Origin of the sequence: Faecalispora sporosphaeroides DSM 1294 (genome assembly GCA_000383295.1) — a bacterium.
GTDB classification, from domain to species: Bacteria; Bacillota; Clostridia; order Oscillospirales; family Acutalibacteraceae; genus Faecalispora; species Faecalispora sporosphaeroides.
The window spans coordinates 427,761-446,235 of sequence record KB911067.1; the positions used below are offsets into that span (position 1 = coordinate 427,761).

General features: G+C 58.9%; 17 protein-coding genes. 1 reads left to right on the forward strand and 16 read right to left on the reverse strand.

Annotated features, from left to right (window positions below; genetic code table 11):
* Window positions 1–57 precede the first annotated feature (57 nt).
* The 16 genes from G340_RS0105690 to G340_RS0105770 all read right to left on the reverse strand — a co-directional run bounded on the left by G340_RS0105690 (window position 58) and on the right by G340_RS0105770 (window position 16,873).
* Window positions 58–2,334, reverse strand: a complete 2,277-nt coding sequence (locus tag G340_RS0105690; protein ID WP_020072691.1) for an ATP-dependent Clp protease ATP-binding subunit — start codon at window positions 2,332–2,334, stop codon at window positions 58–60.
* 82 nt (window positions 2,335–2,416) lie between these two features.
* Complete coding sequence (locus tag G340_RS0105695; protein WP_020072692.1) at window positions 2,417–3,034, reverse strand: CDP-alcohol phosphatidyltransferase family protein; 618 nt, start codon at window positions 3,032–3,034, stop codon at window positions 2,417–2,419.
* Window positions 3,035–3,069: 35 nt separating this feature from the next.
* Entirely contained in the window at window positions 3,070–3,756 is a 687-nt protein-coding gene (locus G340_RS0105700) for a CvpA family protein (protein WP_020072693.1), read from the reverse strand.
* 278 nt (window positions 3,757–4,034) lie between these two features.
* Window positions 4,035–5,339, reverse strand: a complete 1,305-nt coding sequence (locus G340_RS0105710; RefSeq protein WP_020072695.1) for a DUF5711 family protein — start codon at window positions 5,337–5,339, stop codon at window positions 4,035–4,037.
* On the reverse strand, window positions 5,336–6,091 hold the full coding sequence (gene truA, locus G340_RS0105715; protein WP_020072696.1) for a tRNA pseudouridine(38-40) synthase TruA: 756 nt from the start codon (window positions 6,089–6,091) through the stop codon (window positions 5,336–5,338). Before truA ends, G340_RS0105710 begins: the two co-directional genes overlap by 4 nt.
* 14 nt (window positions 6,092–6,105) lie before the next feature.
* A complete protein-coding gene (locus G340_RS0105720; RefSeq protein ID WP_020072697.1) occupies window positions 6,106–6,918 on the reverse strand; it encodes an energy-coupling factor transporter transmembrane component T family protein in 813 nt (270 codons plus the stop codon).
* Window positions 6,915–7,781: an energy-coupling factor transporter ATPase gene (locus G340_RS0105725; protein ID WP_027103880.1), complete on the reverse strand. Its 867-nt coding sequence runs from the start codon at window positions 7,779–7,781 to the stop codon at window positions 6,915–6,917. Before G340_RS0105725 ends, G340_RS0105720 begins: the two co-directional genes overlap by 4 nt.
* Window positions 7,782–7,846: 65 nt before the next feature.
* The gene (locus G340_RS0105730) at window positions 7,847–8,695 is read right to left on the reverse strand and encodes an energy-coupling factor transporter ATPase (protein WP_020072699.1); all 849 of its coding nucleotides are present in this window, start codon (window positions 8,693–8,695) and stop codon (window positions 7,847–7,849) included.
* Between the two features lie 473 nt (window positions 8,696–9,168).
* A complete protein-coding gene (locus G340_RS0105735; RefSeq protein WP_020072700.1) occupies window positions 9,169–10,029 on the reverse strand; it encodes a class I SAM-dependent methyltransferase in 861 nt (286 codons plus the stop codon).
* A gap of 12 nt (window positions 10,030–10,041) precedes the next feature.
* Window positions 10,042–11,394 (reverse strand): phosphoglucosamine mutase, encoded by a 1,353-nt coding sequence (gene glmM, locus G340_RS0105740; protein ID WP_020072701.1) that lies wholly within the window; start codon window positions 11,392–11,394, stop codon window positions 10,042–10,044.
* An 86-nt stretch (window positions 11,395–11,480) separates the two neighbouring features.
* On the reverse strand, window positions 11,481–12,539 hold the full coding sequence (gene ruvB, locus G340_RS0105745; protein WP_020072702.1) for a Holliday junction branch migration DNA helicase RuvB: 1,059 nt from the start codon (window positions 12,537–12,539) through the stop codon (window positions 11,481–11,483).
* A gap of 3 nt (window positions 12,540–12,542) precedes the next feature.
* Window positions 12,543–13,142 carry a Holliday junction branch migration protein RuvA gene (gene ruvA / locus G340_RS0105750; RefSeq protein ID WP_020072703.1) on the reverse strand — a complete coding sequence of 200 codons (600 nt, stop codon included), beginning with the start codon at window positions 13,140–13,142 and terminating at the stop codon, window positions 12,543–12,545.
* Window positions 13,143–13,652, reverse strand: coding sequence for a crossover junction endodeoxyribonuclease RuvC (gene ruvC / locus G340_RS0105755; protein WP_020072704.1), 510 nt, complete (start codon window positions 13,650–13,652; stop codon window positions 13,143–13,145).
* 585 nt (window positions 13,653–14,237) lie between these two features.
* Window positions 14,238–15,605, reverse strand: coding sequence for an adenosylmethionine--8-amino-7-oxononanoate transaminase (gene bioA / locus G340_RS0105760; RefSeq protein WP_020072705.1), 1,368 nt, complete (start codon window positions 15,603–15,605; stop codon window positions 14,238–14,240).
* Window positions 15,606–15,617: 12 nt separating this feature from the next.
* The gene (bioD, locus tag G340_RS0105765) at window positions 15,618–16,340 is read right to left on the reverse strand and encodes a dethiobiotin synthase (protein ID WP_020072706.1); all 723 of its coding nucleotides are present in this window, start codon (window positions 16,338–16,340) and stop codon (window positions 15,618–15,620) included.
* A complete protein-coding gene (locus G340_RS0105770) occupies window positions 16,337–16,873 on the reverse strand; it encodes a biotin transporter BioY (protein ID WP_051092142.1) in 537 nt (178 codons plus the stop codon). The genes bioD and G340_RS0105770 overlap by 4 nt, the downstream gene beginning before the upstream one ends.
* 232 nt (window positions 16,874–17,105) lie before the next feature.
* Between G340_RS0105770 and ypeB the strand changes: the two genes are divergently transcribed.
* Window positions 17,106–18,443 (forward strand): germination protein YpeB, encoded by a 1,338-nt coding sequence (ypeB, locus tag G340_RS0105775; RefSeq protein WP_020072708.1) that lies wholly within the window; start codon window positions 17,106–17,108, stop codon window positions 18,441–18,443.
* The last annotated feature ends 32 nt before the right edge of the window (window positions 18,444–18,475 follow it).

Here is an 18,475-nt window from a genome sequence, read left to right on the forward strand (position 1 = left end):
AATCAAAGCGACGTCATAGATTATAACACGCTCCAAGACAAATTGTCAAGATAAGCATCAAATTATTTGCAACTTTATTTCGTCGTTTTCTTCTGTTACGGCAATTCCCGACAAAGACGAATCGCTATGCTCCACGATCTCGGCCGTGATGCGGTCCTCCACCTTGCGGCGGATCAGATTGCGCAGATCACGCGCACCGCTCTTGCCGCCAACGGCGTGCTCCGCCAGCCATTTCACGGCCTTTTCGTCGTAAGCAAAGCGAATCCCGCGCTCGGTGAGGGCCGCGGTGCATTCGTCGAGCATCAGCGCGGCGATCTTTTTGTAATCCTCCGCGTTCAGCGCGCGGAATACGATCACCTCATCCACACGGCTTAAAAACTCGGGCCGCAGGAATTCGGAAAGCGCCTTCATCGTTTTTTCACGGCTCACGTCGGCGTCCGTCTTGGCAAAACCGAGCGCGCCCTCGCGTTTTTCGCTGCCCGCATTCGAGGTCATCACAATGATCGTGTTCTCAAAATTCACGGTGCGTCCCTGCGCGTCGGTGATCCGGCCTTCGTCCAGAATCTGGAGCAGAATATTCATTACGTCGGGATGCGCCTTTTCAATCTCGTCGAACAGCAGCACGGAATACGGCCGGCGGCGCACCTTTTCGGTCACCTGACCCGCCTCGTCGTAGCCCACATAGCCGGGCGGCGAACCGATGATGCGCGAGACGGAGTGCTTCTCCATAAACTCAGACATATCGAGCCGGATCAGCGTTTCGGGCGTATCGAACAGCTCCTTCGAGATCACCTTTGCCAGCTCGGTCTTTCCCACGCCGGTTGGGCCGACGAAGATGAACGAGGCCGGGCGGCGGCGGGGACTGATCTGCACCCTGCTGCGGCGGATGGCCGCGGCAACGGCGGAGACGGCTTCCTCCTGCCCGATCACCTTTTTATTGAGGAGCTCCTCGAGCCCGGCAAGCTTTTTCAGTTCGCTTTCCTGCACGCGGCTGGCGGGAATTCCCGTCCACAGCTCGATCACGCGGGCCAAATCCTCAAGCCCGACATCCGCGCCGAGCGCCTCGGGCATCAGCTGGCGGGTTTTTTCCTCCAGGCTGGCGATTTCGTAGCGCACCTGCGCCAGCTTCTCGTAGTCCGGGTCCACCCCGTCGGCGGTCAGGTCGGTTTCCTTCTGGCGCAGGGAATCCAAACGGAACACGGCGGCGTCGTAGTCCGCCATCTTCTGGTTGCGCAGCGCGGCGCTCGCGCACGCCTCATCCAGCAGGTCGATCGCCTTGTCGGGCAGAAAGCGGTCGTTGATATACCGCTCAGAGAGCACCACCGCACGGCGGATGACATCATCCGGCACATGCACGCGGTGAAAATCCTCGTAATAGCTCTTAATGCCCAACAGCACCTGCGTCGTCTGCTCTACGGACGGCTCGCCGATCTTCACGGGCTGAAACCGCCTTTCGAGCGCGCTGTCTTTTTCAATGTACTTGCGGTACTCGGTAAAGGTGGTCGCGCCGATCACCTGAATTTCGCCGCGGGAAAGAGCGGGCTTCAAAATATTGGCGGCGTTCATGGAGCCCTCGGCGTCGCCGGTACCAACCAGATTATGCACCTCGTCCACGAACAGAATCACGTCGCCGTCGGCCTTGACCTCGTCCACCAGCCCCTTGATGCGGCTTTCAAACTGGCCGCGGAACTGCGTGCCGGCCACCAGCGCGGTGAGGTCGAGCAGGTGGATTTCTTTTTTGCGCAGGCGGGCGGGCACATTGCCCTGCGCAATGCGAATGGCAAGACCCTCCGCAATCGCGGTTTTGCCCACGCCGGGCTCACCGATCAGACAGGGATTGTTCTTTGTTCTGCGGCACAGAATCTGAATCACGCGGGCAATCTCCTGGTCGCGGCCAACAATGCGGTCGATCTCGTGGTTTCTGGCCCGCTTTGTCAGATCAGTGCAGTACGTGTCAATATTGCGGCGCTTTTTTTTGTTTTCGGGTTTTTTGTGCTCCGCGGTCTGGGTCGTTTCCCCGGCGGATTCCGGGGCGGGCTTATTGCCGCCGAACATGCTCTGAATGAGCGGGAACGTAGCCGCGCCGCCGGGCACAAAGCCGTCGCCTTCGCTGTCGCTGGAGGTCTCCGACAGTCCGCCCATCATCTCGTCGAGCTGATCCTCCATTGTCTCCAGCTGATCCTCCGTAATGCCCATCTGGTTCATCATGTCCTTTACGGGCTGAATCCCCATCTCTCTGGCACACTTGAGGCAGTATCCTCTGGCGTCCTTTGCGTCTGCACTGGAGGCAACAAACACAACGGCCGGGCGTTTTTTGCATCTTGAACAAATCATCTTGTGAATTCTTTCCTCCGCTGCCGCTACGGGTGATTTTGGAGGTGCTGCCCTGCGGCGAAATTGGGGCAAACCCACACCATCATCCCTGCTTGCGGGAAATGGTGCGTCTGGCCTTCAGCTCCAGGTCAACGGTATCCCTGGGGTCCTTTGAGTGAAGCGTCGTCCAGAAAATCTTTAAATATCGAAGAAAGGCATAAACCATCATTCCGACGGTAGCCGATAACAGCGTAATGGTAAGGTAAAAGTTTTCGTATTCAAAAAAGCCCTTCAGCACGTAAATAACCGCAAACGAAACGTAAAACATCGTTGTGGCCACTTTGCCGTACCACTTTGCGGCCGTGGGACGCTTTTTTCGCTTGAGCAGCACGCAGGCCGCTATGATCATCAGCGTCTCCTTGATGACGAACACCGCCAGAAACGGCACCAGAACCGGCTCCACAACGGCCATGCAAATCGCCACGGCAGCCTGCGTCAGCTTATCCGCCAGTGGGTCGAGCAGCTTGCCCAGCTCAGTGATCTGATGAAATCGGCGAGCAATATAGCCGTCCACCAAATCCGTCAGACCGGATACCACCAGCACAACGCCGGCGGCGCGCCACTGCTGCGCCAAAAAATACAGTACAAACGGCGGAATCAGCAAAATCCGAAAAACCGAAAGCGCATTCGGAACCGTGATATTCTTATTGATGTCCCTCATTTCTCCACTCCCATCTGCCTCTGGGCTATCTCCCATTATTCCTCAGGGAACAGGAAATTAACCGGACTTTTTTCATAAAGTGTCTGGTAAACCCAAGAGGACTTGAGCCCTTCCTGCGTAACGCCGAACAATCCGTCCTTCATCATGGGCAGGGCGAGCTGCAGCAGCATGCAGAGCAGCAGCGCAATTGCGCAGCCGCTGAGAAAGCCGACCACGCCGCCGGCCATCATGTCAATCTGGCGAAGAATCGGCAGGCGGAACGCCGAACCGATCACGCGCATCAGAATACGCACGACAAAATAGAGGGCGGAAAACAAAACCACCGTAATCACCAGCCGCGTAAAGCCGATAACCGAGGGGGACAGCAAATTGGCGATCTGCGGCGCGGCCTTTTCGATCGAGCTGTCAAGCGCCGACAAAAAGCCGTCGCCGGAAAGGCCGGTGCGAAGAAAAGCCGGCAGCGAATCCTGAAGAGCCTGTACCTTTTGCTCGGCTCCCTGGCCCGCCGTGCTCTGCAGGGTCTCCGTAATTTTCCCCACCAGATTGTCGTAAATAAAATTTTGGTACAAAGCGCCCGCCGCCATGCGGCCGATCACAGCCGCCGCAACAGAGGCGGCCAAATAGCCGACAAACCCGGCAAGAGAACGGATCAGCCCTTTTTCACAGCCCACAATCGTAAACCAGGTGAGGATCGCAATCAGTATTAAATCAATGAAGCTCACAGGCAACCTCCCAAATTTGAAAACCCGCCGAGCAGGCCTTCTTTTCAACGATCCCGCTTTCCAAAAAGCGGCTTTGTTCTTCCTGCGCACCCGGGGGAAGATTTTTCATTTATTGACGCAGAACCCCTTTTGGAGTGAGATTACTCTCTAATAATATATCACAAAGCAAATAGTACGGCAAGGTGAGAAAAAAAACAAAGTGTAAATATTCCTCCTGCCGATAAAGGCAAAAAACAGCGTTTTCCCCCTGCCAAAGGCCAAGGGAAAGCGCCGTTCGTTTACGAACCGGAGGCTGCGCCGCCGGCGGCGTTTTGTGCCGTATTCTGCCCCTCCTGCGAGGTAAAATGCTCCAGGCGTATTTCGCTGAAGCCGAGTATATACACAGAGCTTTCGTCCCGCAGCGTGAGCGCGCGGGCATCCTTCCCCGCGCCGCAGGTACCCTTCAGCGCGCCGCCGGACGCGGTGTAGGCGCGAATTGTTTCATCGGCAAGCAGCACCGCGGCGGTATCGCCGTACAGCGACACTCCCCCCGCGTTCTGCCCCAGCGGCACCGAAGACACCTGCCTGCCCTTCGCATCGAGCAGCACCAGACTGGCGGAATCCGCATTGGCGTAGGGAGAAAGCAGAAGCGCCGTGCGGCCGTTGTCGACCGCACCGGCAAGATAGCTTTGCGAGCCGTAGCTGTAATCCGTTTTTTCACCGCTTTCCGAAATAACGCTCGTGAGCCGGTCGCCCACCGCAACAATGACTCCGTTTTGTCCGTAGTCGAGTGAAAGCATCAGATTATCCTGATACACAAGCTGCGACACCGGCTTGGGGCTGCCGAAATCGAACAGATACACCACGGAGACCATCGCGCCGTTTTTCGCGGCCACCCCGGCCACGGCGGCGCGGGTGCCGCTTCGGTTCAAGGCGATATGGGTAATGTAATATTCCGAAAAATCGTAAGTATAAAACGCCTTGCCGTTTTCCCCGTACACCGTCATGCGGGAGTAGTACCCCTGGCTTTCGGTCGCCAGGGCCACGCGCCCGTTGCCGGCAATCGCGCCGGCGAGAATCTCCGCGTCGGCAATGCGGCGCTCTCCCGCCCTGGAGATGCTCTCCACCTGATAGCCCGTGCCGCCCAGATTATACACCAGCACGCGCTGGCCCCAGACCTTTGCCACGGGGTTGGAAAAGCTGTGCTGGCGGCGCACCAGCTCCTTGGCGGTGGAATTGAGCAAGGTAACCGAGGTATCGCTGACCACTGCCACATTTTTGTCCGCGGCAAAAAAATTGCCGGGCGCCACGTTGCGGCCGTTGTCGAGCACGGCGGGGTAACCGTCGCCCATGCCCATGCCCACCACCTTCGACTGAATCCACCCGCCGATGTTCTGCGGCGACAGGTTGTCGCGGTTGAACCACACGAGCAGGCCCGCCACCGAAATCAGCAGAATCAGAATCACGCGGTACAGCCAGCGGGGCATCTGCGGAAACACGACCCTCTCCCGGCGTTCCCGGGCATTCGGATTCCCCTCGCGGCCCAGCTCCTCCAAATCGCTCTCGTCGTCCGCAAAGCGCTTTCCTCTGGTTTTTGGGGTCATCCCATCACTTCCTCATCGTAAAAAACGCGGTTCAGGTACAGCCCGCAGGGCGGAGCCGTTGGCCCCGCTATGTGGCGGTTGCGCTGCTCCAGAATCCGCGGAATCCGCTCCGGCTCAAATTTTCCCTGGGCCACGCGCAGCAGCGTGCCCGCCATAATGCGCACCATGTGGTACAAAAAGCCGTTCGCCGCCACGGTAAAGCGCACCATGTTCCCCTCGCGGCTCACCTCGGCCTTGGTAACGGTGCGAACCATATTGCCGGCGTCGCGCGCGTCGATCGTGCAGAACGAGGTAAAATCGTGCGTGCCAATATAATGCGCGGCCGCGCGGTTGAGCTTCTCCAAATCCATGGGGTACCAGTAGTGCAGGGCGTAACCATACAAAAACGGGTCGCGTACCGGGGCATTCCAGATCTGGTAGACATATTCCTTGCCCCGGCAGGAATAGCGGGCGTGAAAATCCATCGGCACCTCCCGGCAGGAAAGCACCGCCACATCCGGCGGCAGAAAATGATTCATCGCGGGCGTAAGCCGCTCGCACGGAATGTCGCGTTCGATCTTCGCGCTGATGCAGAACTGCCGGGCATGCACGCCCGTATCGGTTCGGCTGCAGGCCTTTATGTCCGGCACACAGCCCACCACCTGGAGCATCGCCTGCTGAAAGACCTCCTGCACCGAAACGGCGTTGTTCTGCACCTGCCACCCGTGGTAGGCAGACCCGTCGTAGCTGATGTTAAAAAGAATGTTCCGCATACCGCTCCCTCCCGTTAAAACAGGCTGGGCAGCAGCGCAACGCACAGTGCCACACCGACGCACGCAGCGGAAGAAATCGCAACCGCCCATCCGTCCAGAGCCGTCATATGCAGGCTCTTCATTTTCGTGCGGCCCTCGCCGCCGCGGTAGCAGCGGCACTCCATCGCCATCGCCAGCTCATAAGCCCGGCGGAACGACGACACAAACAGCGGAATCAGAATCGGGATCAGCGCCTTGGCCCGCTGAATGGCCCCGCCGCTCTCCATATCGGCCCCGCGCGCCTTCTGCGCGCTCATAATTTTATCGGTTTCCTCCAGCAGCGTCGGCACAAAGCGAAGCGCGATCGTCATCATCATCGCAATCTCGTGCACCTTCACGTGAAAGACCTTCAGCGGCTTCATAATGCGCTCGAGCGCGTCGGTCAAATCGGTCGGGGACGTGGTGAACGTCAGCACCGAGCTGAACAGAATCAAACTGATAATGCGCACCGCGATAAATATGCAGTTGATCACACCGCCGGTACGAATGGTTAAAAAGCCCCACTGCACCAGAATATCGCCGCTGCCATAAAAGAGGTTCAGCACCGACGTAAGCGCCACCACAATGATGACGGCCTTGAGGCTTTTGAGATACTGGCGCACCGAAATGCCCGAAAGCAGCATAGCGCACAGCACCATTCCCACCATCAGCAGCATGGCGGGCAGATTATTCGCAATAAAAATGAAAATGATAAAGACAAAGGTCAGTACGATTTTGACGCGGGCATCCATGCGGTGAACAAGGGATTTCCCCGGAAAATACTGGCCGAGCGTAATGTCCCGGATCATCGCACGCACCCCCTTTTCCGCAGCAGCGGCAGCAAGTCGCGCAGCGCCTCGTCCACCGTGAGTGCGCCCTCGCTCACAGGGTAGCCCTTGGCGCGCAGCAGACTCATGATTTTTGTGATCTGCGGCACGCGCAGGCCCATGTGTTCAAGCTCGCTGCGGCGCGAAAACACCTGCTGCACGGTGTCGAGCATCGCGGCCTTTCCGCGATTCATCACCAGCGCGCGGTCCGCCACGCGGGCAATGTCCTCCATGCTGTGCGATACCAAAAGCACCGTGTTGCCGCGCTTTTGGTGATAGCTGCGGATCTGGTCGAGCAGTTGGTCTCGTCCCTGCGGATCCAGCCCCGCGGCGGGCTCATCCAGAATCAGCACCTCGGGGTCCATGGCGACCACACCGGCAATCGCCGCGCGGCGCTTCTCGCCGCCCGAAAGCTCAAACGGCGATTTTTCCAGCAGCTCCGGTCTCAGGCCGACGAACTCCGCCGCGCCGAGCGCGCGCTCCTTGATCTCTTCCTCCGAAAGCCCCATGTTGCGCGGGCCAAAGCAAATGTCGCGAAACACGGTTTCTTCAAACAGCTGGTATTCGGGGTACTGGAACACCAGCCCCACCTGAAAACGCACCGCGCGGATTTTCTTGGGCTCTGCCCAGATGTCGTTCCCGTTTAACAACACCTGTCCCGAGGTCGGCCGCATCAGACCGTTGAGCTGCTGAATCAGCGTGGATTTTCCCGAGCCGGTGTGGCCGATCACGCCCAAAAATTCGCCCCGACGGATCGAAATGCTCACGTTGTCCACCGCAACCTGCTCCAGTGGGGTGCCCACACCGTACCGGTATGTTAACTCTTTTGTCTCCAATATGACCATGAAATATTGTTCCTCCGTTTCGCGGATCAACGAATCTTCTGCATCACTCTGCGGGTGCAGAAAGTTTATTCGTTCAGCAGCAGCTCCAGAGCGGCCACACATTCCTCTTCGTTCAAAACGCCCTCGGGCACGGTACAGCCGGCCTTGCCCAGCCGGTACAGCAATTCCGTGGCCTGCGGTACATCCAGGCTGTGCTGCCGCAGCAGCTCCACATGAGAGAACACCTCGCGGGGCGCGCCCTCCAGCAGAATTTCGCCGCTGTCCATCACGATCACCCGGTCGGCCTGAACGGCCTCGTCCATATAGTGGGTAATAAGCACTACCGTGATGCCGTGTTCGCGGTTTAACCGGCGGATGGTCTCCATGACCTCCGTGCGGCCGCGGGGGTCGAGCATGGCGGTCGGCTCATCGAGCACGATGCAGTCCGGCTCCATGGCGATGATGCCCGCGATGGCGACGCGCTGCTTCTGCCCGCCGGAAAGCTTGTGCGCGGAGTGCGAAGCATATTCCGACATTCCCACAGTCTCAAGCGCCGCATCCACCCGCCGGCGGATTTCCGCCGGCGGAACGCCCAGATTTTCCGGTCCAAACGCCACATCCTCCTCCACAATGCTGGCCACCAGCTGATTGTCGGGATTTTGCAGCACCAGCCCCACGCGCCGGCGGATTTCGTATTTCAGGTTTTCGTCCATCGTGTCCATTTTATCCACATACACCCGTCCGCCGCTGGGCAGCAGCATGGCGTTAAAGTGCTTGGCCATGGTGGATTTTCCCGAACCGTTATGCCCCAAAAGAGCGACGAACTCGCCCTTCCCGATTTCCATCGAAACGTCGCGCAGCACCTGCTGCGCCTGTTCCCCTTCTTCCGCCGCATCGTAAAAAAACGATACATGTTCCGCCTTGAGATATTCCATAGTCGCTCCATTTTCAAGAAGGATATGCCTTCTTTTCTTGCATCTCGCAATAGATTTCTTAGCTTGCCCCCCGTAACAGGGAAGATAGCTTCTTGTTCTGCCATGTGCAAAAGGTTTTTTTGCGGCCAACCGCAGGATTTCCGCTTGCGCGGGCTTGCCCCTCAGGCCGGGGCCGGCCCTTCCTTTCTTGCGAAAAGAAAGGAAGCAAAGATTCGCCAAAGGACACCTTTGGAATCCGCTTGTCTAACAGCCACTAACATTGCAAACGACAGCCTCCGGAAAGGCGCTCCATTGAAAATGCCCACTCGTCCAATCAGTGCAGAAAAGCAACTCTCCGCTTCCGTGCGGCAGCGATCATTTTCAGAGCGCTCTCGTTGGTTCGCAGAGGTGCGTTCGGCAGCTTGTCACAAGGTTGTTTCCGCGTGAGAACAGATAGTTTTCTCTGCTTGCCGTTCCGCGACGCATATGCAGGTTTAACCTGCCCAGATTGCGGTATTGCCGCAGGGCAGCACCAGACCGCTCTGCGTAACCGGAAGGCCGATTTCATCCGCCGAAACGGAGCCGCCGAGCCTCGTCTGGAGCAGGGTTCCCAGCAAATAGGCCATCACCGAAGGGGACAGCCCCGTAGTGTACGAATTCAGTACGAAAAACAACGCGCCTTTTGAAAGCAGCGGCACACAGAGCTGCACCAGCGGATACAGCTGCTCCTCGAGCTTCCACACCTCGCCGCCCGGCCCGCGCCCGTAGGAGGGCGGATCCATAATAATGCCGTCGTAGGTGTTGCCTCGGCGCTGCTCGCGCTGCACAAATTTAACGCAGTCGTCCACCAGCCAGCGGACGGGCCTGTCCGAAAGGCCCGAAGCCGCCGCGTTCTCCCTGGCCCACGCCACCATGCCCTTAGAGGCGTCCACGTGGCACACCTCCGCCCCGGCCGAGGCGCATGCCAGCGTGGCCGCGCCCGTGTAGCCGAACAGATTCAGCACCTTCACCGGCCGGTTGGCCTCCCGGATTTTCTTCATGACAAAATCCCAGTTGACCGCCTGCTCGGGAAAAATGCCGGTGTGCTTAAAGCCCATGGTCTTGAGCTGAAACGTCAGCTCGCGGTATTTGATTTTCCACATGCCCGGCACCGTGCGGTATTCCTCCCAACGCCCGCCGCCCGTGTTCGAGCGCACGTAGCGCGCGTGGGCACGCTTCCACATCGGGTGCTCGCGCGGGGTCTTCCAAATGATCTGGGGGTCGGGGCGAATCAGAATCACCTCGCCCCAGCGCTCGAGCCGCTCCCCATCGGAAGCGTCGAGCAGTTCGTAATCGTTCCAGTCTGCAGCTCTCAAATGAATCCTCCGTTATGCCAGGCGCTTGCGCACCACATCGGCTACCTCGTGCGCCAGCGCGCTGATTTCGTCGTGATCCTCGCCCTCGATCATCACGCGCAGCAGCGGCTCCGTCCCGGAGGGACGCACCACCACGCGGCCTTTGGTGCCCAATCGCGCCTTGGCGCGCTCAATCGCCTCGTTGACCTCGGCATCTGTGTAAAAGCGCAGCTTACCCTCTCGGCTGACGGTCACGTTGACCATCACCTGCGGGTAGCGGGCCATCAGCGTGGCCAAACTCGACAGATGCGCCCTGCGGCGATTGAGGATCGTCAGCAGCTGCACGCCGGTCATCTGACCGTCGCCCGTGGTGGCATGGTCGAGGAAAATGATATGCCCACTCTGCTCGCCGCCGAAGTTATAGCCCTCCTGCAGCATTTCTTCCAGCACGTAGCGGTCGCCCACCTTTGTGGCCGCAAACTTGATGCCGTTTTCTTCGCAGAAGCGGATAAAGCCCATGTTCGTCATGATCGTGCCAACCGCGGCGCTCTTCGCCAGGCGGCCCTGCGATTTCAGGTCGAGCGCGCAGATCGCCATGAGGAAGTCGCCGTCCACCAGCTGGCCCCGCTCATCCACGGCAAGGCAGCGGTCGGCGTCGCCGTCGAACGCCAGGCCGGCGTCCATATGATTCGCTTTTACATATTCCATCAGCGTCTCCATATGGGTGGAGCCGCAGTTGTCGTTAATATTCACGCCGTTCGGCGTGTCCGAGAGCATGTGGCACTCTGCGCCCAGCTCGGTGAACAGCGTCTGCGCGGTCATTGCGGAGGAGCCGTTCGCGCAGTCCAGCGCAACGCGCAGACCTTTGAGCGCGCCCTCCGGCACCGTGCTCTTCACATGGTCGATATAATCCCGCAGCGCCTGGGGCGCGGCGGAAATCGAGCCGATCTCGCCGCCGGTGGGGAACTGGGGCTTCTCCTCGTGGTCGAGCACGATCGCCTCAATCTGCTCCTCAAGCGCGTCGGGCAGCTTATAGCCGGTGCCGCTGAAAATCTTGATGCCGTTGAATTCGCAGGGATTGTGCGAAGCGGAGATCATCACGCCCGCGTCGGCCCCGTACCTCTTCACCAGATAGGCCACTGCGGGGGTAGGCACCACGCCCAGGTGCACCACGTTCGCGCCGATGCTGCAAAGGCCCGCGGCCAGCGCGCTTTCGAGCATGTCGGAGGAAATGCGCGTATCCTTTCCGATCAGGATTTTCGGGTGGCGCTTGCCGCCCTTGCCCAATACCATCGCCGCGGCGCGGCCGATATTCATCGCCAGTTCGCACGTTAAATCTGCGTTCGCGACGCCTCTGGCGCCGTCGGTTCCAAACAATCTTCCCATATTTCGTCTCCCATCGATCCTTCAATCGTTTTTTAAAGTAATGCCAGATTCAAAAGGCAGATCAAAGTCGTAGTCATTGCCACGCATTAAAACAGCTTTTGCTGCGCGCCCGCCACATCCTCGGGCGGGGTAAGGCCCAAATGCAAATACGCCGACCGCGTCACACAGCGCCCGCGCGGCGTGCGGCTCAAAAAGCCGATCTGAATGAGATAGGGCTCATAAACATCCTCGAGCGTAACGGATTCCTCCCCGATGGCGGCGGCAAGCGTGTCGAGTCCCACCGGGCCGCCCCGGTAATACTCGATCATCGTGCGCAGCATGCGGCGGTCGTTCGCGTCAAGGCCGATTTCGTCCACCTCGAGCCTCTCGAGCGCGCGCCGCGCCGCCCCCACCGTAATGACCCCGTCGCTGATCACCTGCGCGAAATCGCGCACGCGGCGCAGCAGGCGGTTCGCGATACGCGGCGTGCCGCGGGAACGCGACGCCAGCTCCAGAGCACCCTCCGGCTCAATGGGGATGCCGAGGATTCCGGCGCTGCGGGTGACGATCTGCGCAAGCTCCTCCGCCGAATACAGCTCCAGCCGCAGCACCACGCCAAAGCGGTCGCGCAGCGGCGCCGAAAGCTGCCCGGCGCGCGTTGTCGCGCCCACGAGCGTAAACGGCGGCAGCGGCAGGTGGTAAGAAGCCGCCATCTGCCCCTTGCCGGTGATGATGTCGAGCGCGAAATCCTCCATCGCCGGGTACAAAATTTCTTCCACGCTGCGCGACAGGCGGTGAATCTCATCGATAAACAGCACGTCGCCGGGGGAAAGGTTCGTTAGAATCGCCGCCAGATCGCCCGGCTTCTCAATCGCCGGGCCGGAGGTGATGCGCACCCCCACGCCCATCTCGTTCGCGATGATGCCCGCGAGCGTCGTCTTGCCAAGGCCCGGCGGGCCGTACAGCAAAACATGGTCGAGCGTTTCTTTTCTCTGCTTGGCCGCTTCCATGAACACCGCAAGATTTTCCTTGACCTTTTGCTGGCCGATGTATTCCGAAAGCACGCGCGGGCGCAGGGGGTTCTCCACCTCTGCGTCCTCGGGATTATAGTCGGGGGCGACGACACGGTTTTCCAGATCAAGCTCGTTTTCAGCGGAAAATTCCATGTCCTATCGTCCCCCTCCCATCGATTTGAGCGACAGCCGGATCAGCTCCTCCACGGGGAGGGCGCTGTCGAACCGGCCGACGATCTGCGCGGCCTCGGTGGGCGACCAGCCCAGCACCGCCAGCGCGCTGACCGCACCGGCCGCGTTGCCCGCCGCGGGGTTCACCAGCGCCTCCCCGGCGGAGGCCGTCGCCACGCCCATTTTTTTCACTTTGTCCTTGAGCTCCAGCGCGATGCGCTGCGCGAGCTTCGGGCCTACCCCGCTGGCGCGGGAAAGCGACTTGCTGTCGCCCGAGGCCACCGCGAGCGCGACCTGCTCCGGCGTCAGCTCCGACAAAATTGAAACGCCCACCTTCGCGCCCACGCCGCTGACAGAGGTGAGCATTTTAAAGCAGTTGAGCTCCGTCATCGTATAAAACCCGAACAAATCGAGCGCGTCCTCGCGCACGCTCAGATGCGTGAACAGACGAACCTTCTCGCCAATCTGCGGCAAAGAGCGCTGCGTGTTCATGGAGGTAAAACACTTAAAGCCCACGCCGCCGCACTCCACCACGGCAAGGTTTGGTTCCGCATGAATTAAGATGCCCGATACACTGTAAAACATTTATCTGACTCCTCCCGACAGCATGGCGCGGCGCAAGGGCGAGCCCGCCGCCTGCCCATGGCAGATCGCCATTGCGAGCGCATCTGCGGTGTCGTCCGGCTTTGGCAGCTTTGTCAGGCACAAAAGCTTTCGCGTCATTTCCATCACCTGCGGCTTTTTCGCCTGCCCATAGCCCGTGACCGCCTGCTTTACCTGAAGCGGCGTGTATTCAAACACCGGCACTCCAGCCTTGCGCACTGCCAGCAGAATCACTCCGCGCGCCTCCGCAACGCCGATTGCGGTTGTTTTATTGTTCGTAAAATACAGCTTTTCTATCGAGACCGCGTCCGGCCGGTTGTGAGCCAGAACCGCGCACACCGAGTCGTAAATCGACACCAGGCGGTCTTCAAACACCTCGCCCGCCTGCGTTGTAATCGCGCCGTATTCCATCGGGCGGTATTTGCCCGAAAGCGCGCTCACCACGCCGTACCCCACAATTGCATATCCCGGGTCAATGCCCATGATTACCATTTCACCGCTCCGCTCTGTTTTGTTCTATCCCCTGCTTCGGCAGGATATCATGAACCGCCGACCAGGCCCGCAAAAATCTCATCCCGATCCGCAAACGCACAGCGAAAGCCCCCGCTTCCGCGAACGCCGTGAGGGGATGCTCTCACAAATTCTGAAGCCGGCCCTCAAAAGCACCTGCCAATAAAAGCAGGCATTCGGCGCACGGCCCCATGCCTTCCCTGCCGCACAAAGCGCTGCTTCGGCCTTGCTGCGCGGGAGTATGACGCCACAGGCGCTAGGCGCCGTCGGGATATTGGTCCATCTTATGGTATAATAGCCGTTTGCGGCTATTATACCATAAAACCCGGGCTGTGAAAAGCACAAAACAAGGTCGGGCGCCGAGCAAAAAAGCGCCGGCCCGACGGCGAACCGGGAGAAATCCGCCGCCGGTACCGGCACAAAAAGCGGGGTAGCCGCAATGAAGTCCCTTCACTTGAAAACCGTCGGGATTTTAAGCCGCGATCCCCGCGGCGCGCCTTTCCGTCTCTTATTGACGAGAAACGGCAGAAAAGCGGCGGCCATGCCGGCTGCAGCCTTCCGTGCGCTTCAAATCCGACCCGTTCTGAAGCTTTTTGAGGATACTATGTCGTCCATTGCCGCCGCACAGCGCTCCACCGCGCAGTCGATCTGCTCTTCGGTGATGATCAGCGGCGGATTAAAATACAGCACATTTCCAAGTGGGCGCAGCAACAGCCCTCTCTTCAGGGCTTTCTGATATATCTGGTACCCCACGCGAAGCCCGGGGTCAAAGCCGGCTTTTGTGTTTTTATCCCGCACCAGCTCCACCGCGTGAATCAGGCCGATGTGACGAATTTCTCCCACATTCGGATGGTCCTTCAGCGCTTTGTTCAGCTTGCGGGTTAAGTATTCCGCCCGTCCGGCGGCGTTTTCCAAAATCGGCTCGGAGCGAAAAATCTCCTGCACCGCCAAAGCGGCGGCGCACCCCAGCGGATTGCCGCTGTAGGTATGGCTGTGCATAAAGGCTTTTCCTTCACTGTAATCCGCATAAAAAGCACGGTAGATTTCGTCTGTGGTCACGGTGATCGCCATGGGCAGGTACCCGCCGGTCAGGCCCTTCGACATACACAGAATGTCTGGAGAAATCCCCGCGTGGTCACAGGCAAACATTTTGCCTGTGCGGCCAAAGCCGGTGGCAATTTCATCGGCGATCAGAAGAACGCCGTACCGGTCACAGAGCCCGCGCAGCTTTTTCAGGTAGAGGGGCGGGTAAATCCGCATGCCCGCACTCCCCTGCAGCAAGGGCTCCACAATGATGGCGCAGGTCTCTGCAGCATACCGCTCAAACGCCCGCTCCGCATGCGAAAAGCACTCGCAGGCACAGGTGTCCCGGCATTTGCCGCAGGGGCACCGAAAGCAGTCCGGCGCCTGAATACGGACGGTATCCATCAGCATCGGGCGGTAGAGCCTGGCATAAAGGTCGAGCGTGCCTACGGAAAGGGCGCCCAAGGTTTCGCCGTGGTATCCTTCCGAAAGGCACATAAAACGGGTTTTCTCCGGGTGCCCGGTCTGGTTCTGATACTGAAACGCCATTTTGAGGGAGCACTCCACCGCCGCGGAGCCATTGTCTGAAAAATTGAATTTTGTCAGCCCTGCGGGCAGAATCTCCGCCAGCTGTTCGCATAGGCGGATCGCTCCTTCGTGCGTGAAGTTGGCGAAGATCACATGCTCCAGCCGGCCGAGCTGGGCCTTGATCCCCTCGTTGATGCGGGGATTACAGTGGCCCAGCAGATTGCACCACCAGGAGCTGACAATGTCGATATACTCCTTTCCGTCCTCCCCGTACAGGTACACGCCCTCGCCGCGGTCAATCACAATCGGCGGCAGCGTTTCGTAATCCTTCATCTGCGAACAGGGATGCCAAATATATTGTAAATCCTTTTGCACCAAACTCATTTTCTTTCTCCTTTATTCATACAGCGCTTTGAGCGTCTCCCCCGGGCAATTCAGCTCCCGGTCTCCGTCCGCCACCAGCGCAATCACCGGCACGCCCGAAAGCGCCTCGATCATGCGAAGATTGTCCTCCTGCATCTCCCCGCCGGAATACCGGTTCAAAATGACGCCACGCACCGGAATGCGCCGGCTTCGCAAATATTCCACCGTCAGCACCGCAGCGTTGATGGTGCCGAGCCCGGCATCCGCAACCACCACCGCTCCCAGACCCATCGCTTTTACAATCTCCTCCAGCAGCAGATGCTTTTCTTCGTCCCAGCGAATGGGGCAAACGATTCCGCCGCTGCCCTCCACCGTCACATACTCGTACCGGGAGCAGACCGCCCGGTAATCCCGCAGGATTTTCTCCAGCCGGGCGGGGTTCTCTTCCCACCGCGCCGCCAAATGGGGAGAAACCGCGTTTTTGTACCAATAAGACAGCAAAAGCTCCTTTTCCTGACCAATCCCCGCAATTCGGTCGACATACCCGGCGTCGCTTTGCTCAACGGACTGCGCCCCGCTGAGAGCGGCCTTATAATACCCGGCGCTGTACCCGGCCTGCCGCAGCGCACGCACCAGCAGCGCGGTTACATAGGTCTTGCCCATATCGGTTCCGGTGGCCGTCACAAACAGGCCCTTTGCCTCGTGTTTTTTGGGGAGCACCTGCGCCTCCTTTGGGCTCAACAGCTCGATTTTCACCCGACGCTCCCCTCTCTTTGCATTGTTGGGCGAACCCGTTTGGCAACCACGGCCGCCAGCAGGCACAGGGCAATATCTCCCGGTACAGCCAGAAGAAAGCAATACAAAAAGAGCGGCCAAAGCCCGATGGGCGCCCCAAGGTAAAAGGCGCTGATGAGCGCGTAATAGATCATCCCGCAGGAATAGACAATCGCAAGCCCGACAAAATTGGCAAACAAAAGCCTGCCGTACCCCGGCGATCCCTCCCGCCCCGCGAGCCGACCCGTTGCGTAAGCGGCGATTGCAAAGCCCACGATATAGCCAAAGCTGGGCTTCAGAACATACCCGATCCCTCCGCCCTGTGCAAAAACGGGCAGGCCGATCAGCCCCATGGCAATATAAAGGCCCACGCTGGCCGCGCCCAAACGCCCGCCCAGCAGCAGGCCTGCCAGCATGGTAAATAAAAATTGCAGCGTAAAGGGAACCACGGGAATCGGAATCCGGATGAAGGTACCCACCACAATCAGCGCCGCAAACAGCGTACACATCGTCATATCGCGAATTTTGTTTTCTTTCACCAATCAAACCCCCTTTTGTTTTCCGGCACCGCGCGGTCATGAGCCGCGGGCGCCGCATTGGCTAACCGGTTAACAAAATTCAGTATAACAAATCAGAAGCAATTGTCAACCTTTTTTATATATTTTAGTTTACAATTGCAGATTTCCCTTTGTCTGCATATTTGCGGCCGCTCCGCTCAAAATAAATACCGAAACGGAGGGAACGCAAATGACCCGCAGAAGAAAAATTCAAATCGGCAGCATGGCCGCCGCGCTGGTACTGCTGCTGACCGGCACCGCCATCGGCGGCTGGTGGACCGCAAACCGGTACCGCACGGACCTGGAATACGGCTACCGCCGCTCGCTCAGCGATTTGGGCGACTATGTGTCGAGCCTGGAAACGACGCTCACCAAGGCGGTTTACGCCAATACTTCCACGCAGCAGAACGGCGTGGCCGCGCGTTTGATGCGCGATTCCAGCGGCGCGAAGGCCGCTCTTTCGGTTCTGCCCTTAAAGGGCGACGAATTTGACAACATGAGCAAATTTCTGGCGCAGGTAGGGGATTTCTCCACCTCTCTTTCCGCCAAAATCAGCGCCGGGCAGAAAATCAGCGCCGATGAATACAAGCAGATTCAAAGCCTTGGCGGCTATGCGACCAAGCTGCGGCAAGGGCTTTCGCAGGTAGAGGATGAGCTTTCTGCCGGCGACCTGAGAATCGGCGAAACGGAATCGCTTGTAAAGGGCCTGCGGGCATCGCAGCCGGTGTTCAGCGACAAGCTGGAATCCGTTGCCAAGGATTTCGAGGATTACCCCCAGCTGATTTACGACGGCCCGTTCTCCGACCATATCGGGCAGCAGAAGCCCAAGCTGATCGAGGGGAAGGCCGAGGTGCCGCAGGGCAACGCGCAGCTGCTGGCGGCCAAATTTCTGAATGTGGATCAGTCGAAGCTGACCCACACCACAGACAACGAGGGCGGCCTGCCCGCGTACAACTTTTTGTACGGCGACATCCGCGTATCCATCACCAAGGCGGGCGGCGTACCCGTGCGGCTGATGAATCCGCGCGACATCGGCACCGACAATCTGAATTACGAGGCGGCGCTGAAAAAAGCGAAAGAATTTCTGGATTCCCGCGGCTTTACCGGTATGAAAGAAAGCTATTACTTCATGCACGACGGCAAATGCACCATCAACTTTGCGTACGCCATAAAGGGTACCGTCTATTATCCCGACCTGATCAAGGTATCCGTCGCGATGGACAATGGCGAAATCGTTGAGGTGGACGCGACCGGCTACGTGATGAATCACACCAACCGCGCGGTGCCCAAGGTGGCGCTGACCATGGCCGAGGCGCAGAAGAGCGTCAGCCCATACCTCGCGGTAAAAGAGGGCAGGCTGGCCATTATCCCGACCCCCGGGTACAACGAAGTGACCACCTATGAATTTTTATGTGAAAGCAAGGATAAAAAGAAGGAGCAGGTGCTGGTCTATATCGACGCCAACGAGGGATTTGAACGCGATATTCTGATCCTGCTGTTCTCGGACAACGGCGTGCTGACGCAGTAGCCGCCAAACCGCGCGCATAAAAAAACGGGGCC

What these genes read in the sequence shown, in the direction of transcription:
- G340_RS0105690 (WP_020072691.1), bottom strand. Translation starts at nt 2,334, where the DNA reads ATGATTTGTTCAAGATGCAAAAAACGCCCGGCCGTTGTGTTTGTTGCC.
- G340_RS0105695 (WP_020072692.1), bottom strand. Translation starts at nt 3,034, where the DNA reads ATGAGGGACATCAATAAGAATATCACGGTTCCGAATGCGCTTTCGGTT.
- G340_RS0105710 (WP_020072695.1), bottom strand. Translation starts at nt 5,339, where the DNA reads ATGACCCCAAAAACCAGAGGAAAGCGCTTTGCGGACGACGAGAGCGAT.
- truA (WP_020072696.1), bottom strand. Translation starts at nt 6,091, where the DNA reads ATGCGGAACATTCTTTTTAACATCAGCTACGACGGGTCTGCCTACCAC.
- G340_RS0105720 (WP_020072697.1), bottom strand. Translation starts at nt 6,918, where the DNA reads ATGATCCGGGACATTACGCTCGGCCAGTATTTTCCGGGGAAATCCCTT.
- G340_RS0105725 (WP_027103880.1), bottom strand. Translation starts at nt 7,781, where the DNA reads ATGGTCATATTGGAGACAAAAGAGTTAACATACCGGTACGGTGTGGGC.
- G340_RS0105730 (WP_020072699.1), bottom strand. Translation starts at nt 8,695, where the DNA reads ATGGAATATCTCAAGGCGGAACATGTATCGTTTTTTTACGATGCGGCG.
- glmM (WP_020072701.1), bottom strand. Translation starts at nt 11,394, where the DNA reads ATGGGAAGATTGTTTGGAACCGACGGCGCCAGAGGCGTCGCGAACGCA.
- ruvB (WP_020072702.1), bottom strand. Translation starts at nt 12,539, where the DNA reads ATGGAATTTTCCGCTGAAAACGAGCTTGATCTGGAAAACCGTGTCGTC.
- ruvA (WP_020072703.1), bottom strand. Translation starts at nt 13,142, where the DNA reads ATGTTTTACAGTGTATCGGGCATCTTAATTCATGCGGAACCAAACCTT.
- ruvC (WP_020072704.1), bottom strand. Translation starts at nt 13,652, where the DNA reads ATGGTAATCATGGGCATTGACCCGGGATATGCAATTGTGGGGTACGGC.
- bioA (WP_020072705.1), bottom strand. Translation starts at nt 15,605, where the DNA reads ATGAGTTTGGTGCAAAAGGATTTACAATATATTTGGCATCCCTGTTCG.
- G340_RS0105770 (WP_051092142.1), bottom strand. Translation starts at nt 16,873, where the DNA reads ATGACGATGTGTACGCTGTTTGCGGCGCTGATTGTGGTGGGTACCTTC.
- ypeB (WP_020072708.1), top strand. Translation starts at nt 17,106, where the DNA reads ATGACCCGCAGAAGAAAAATTCAAATCGGCAGCATGGCCGCCGCGCTG.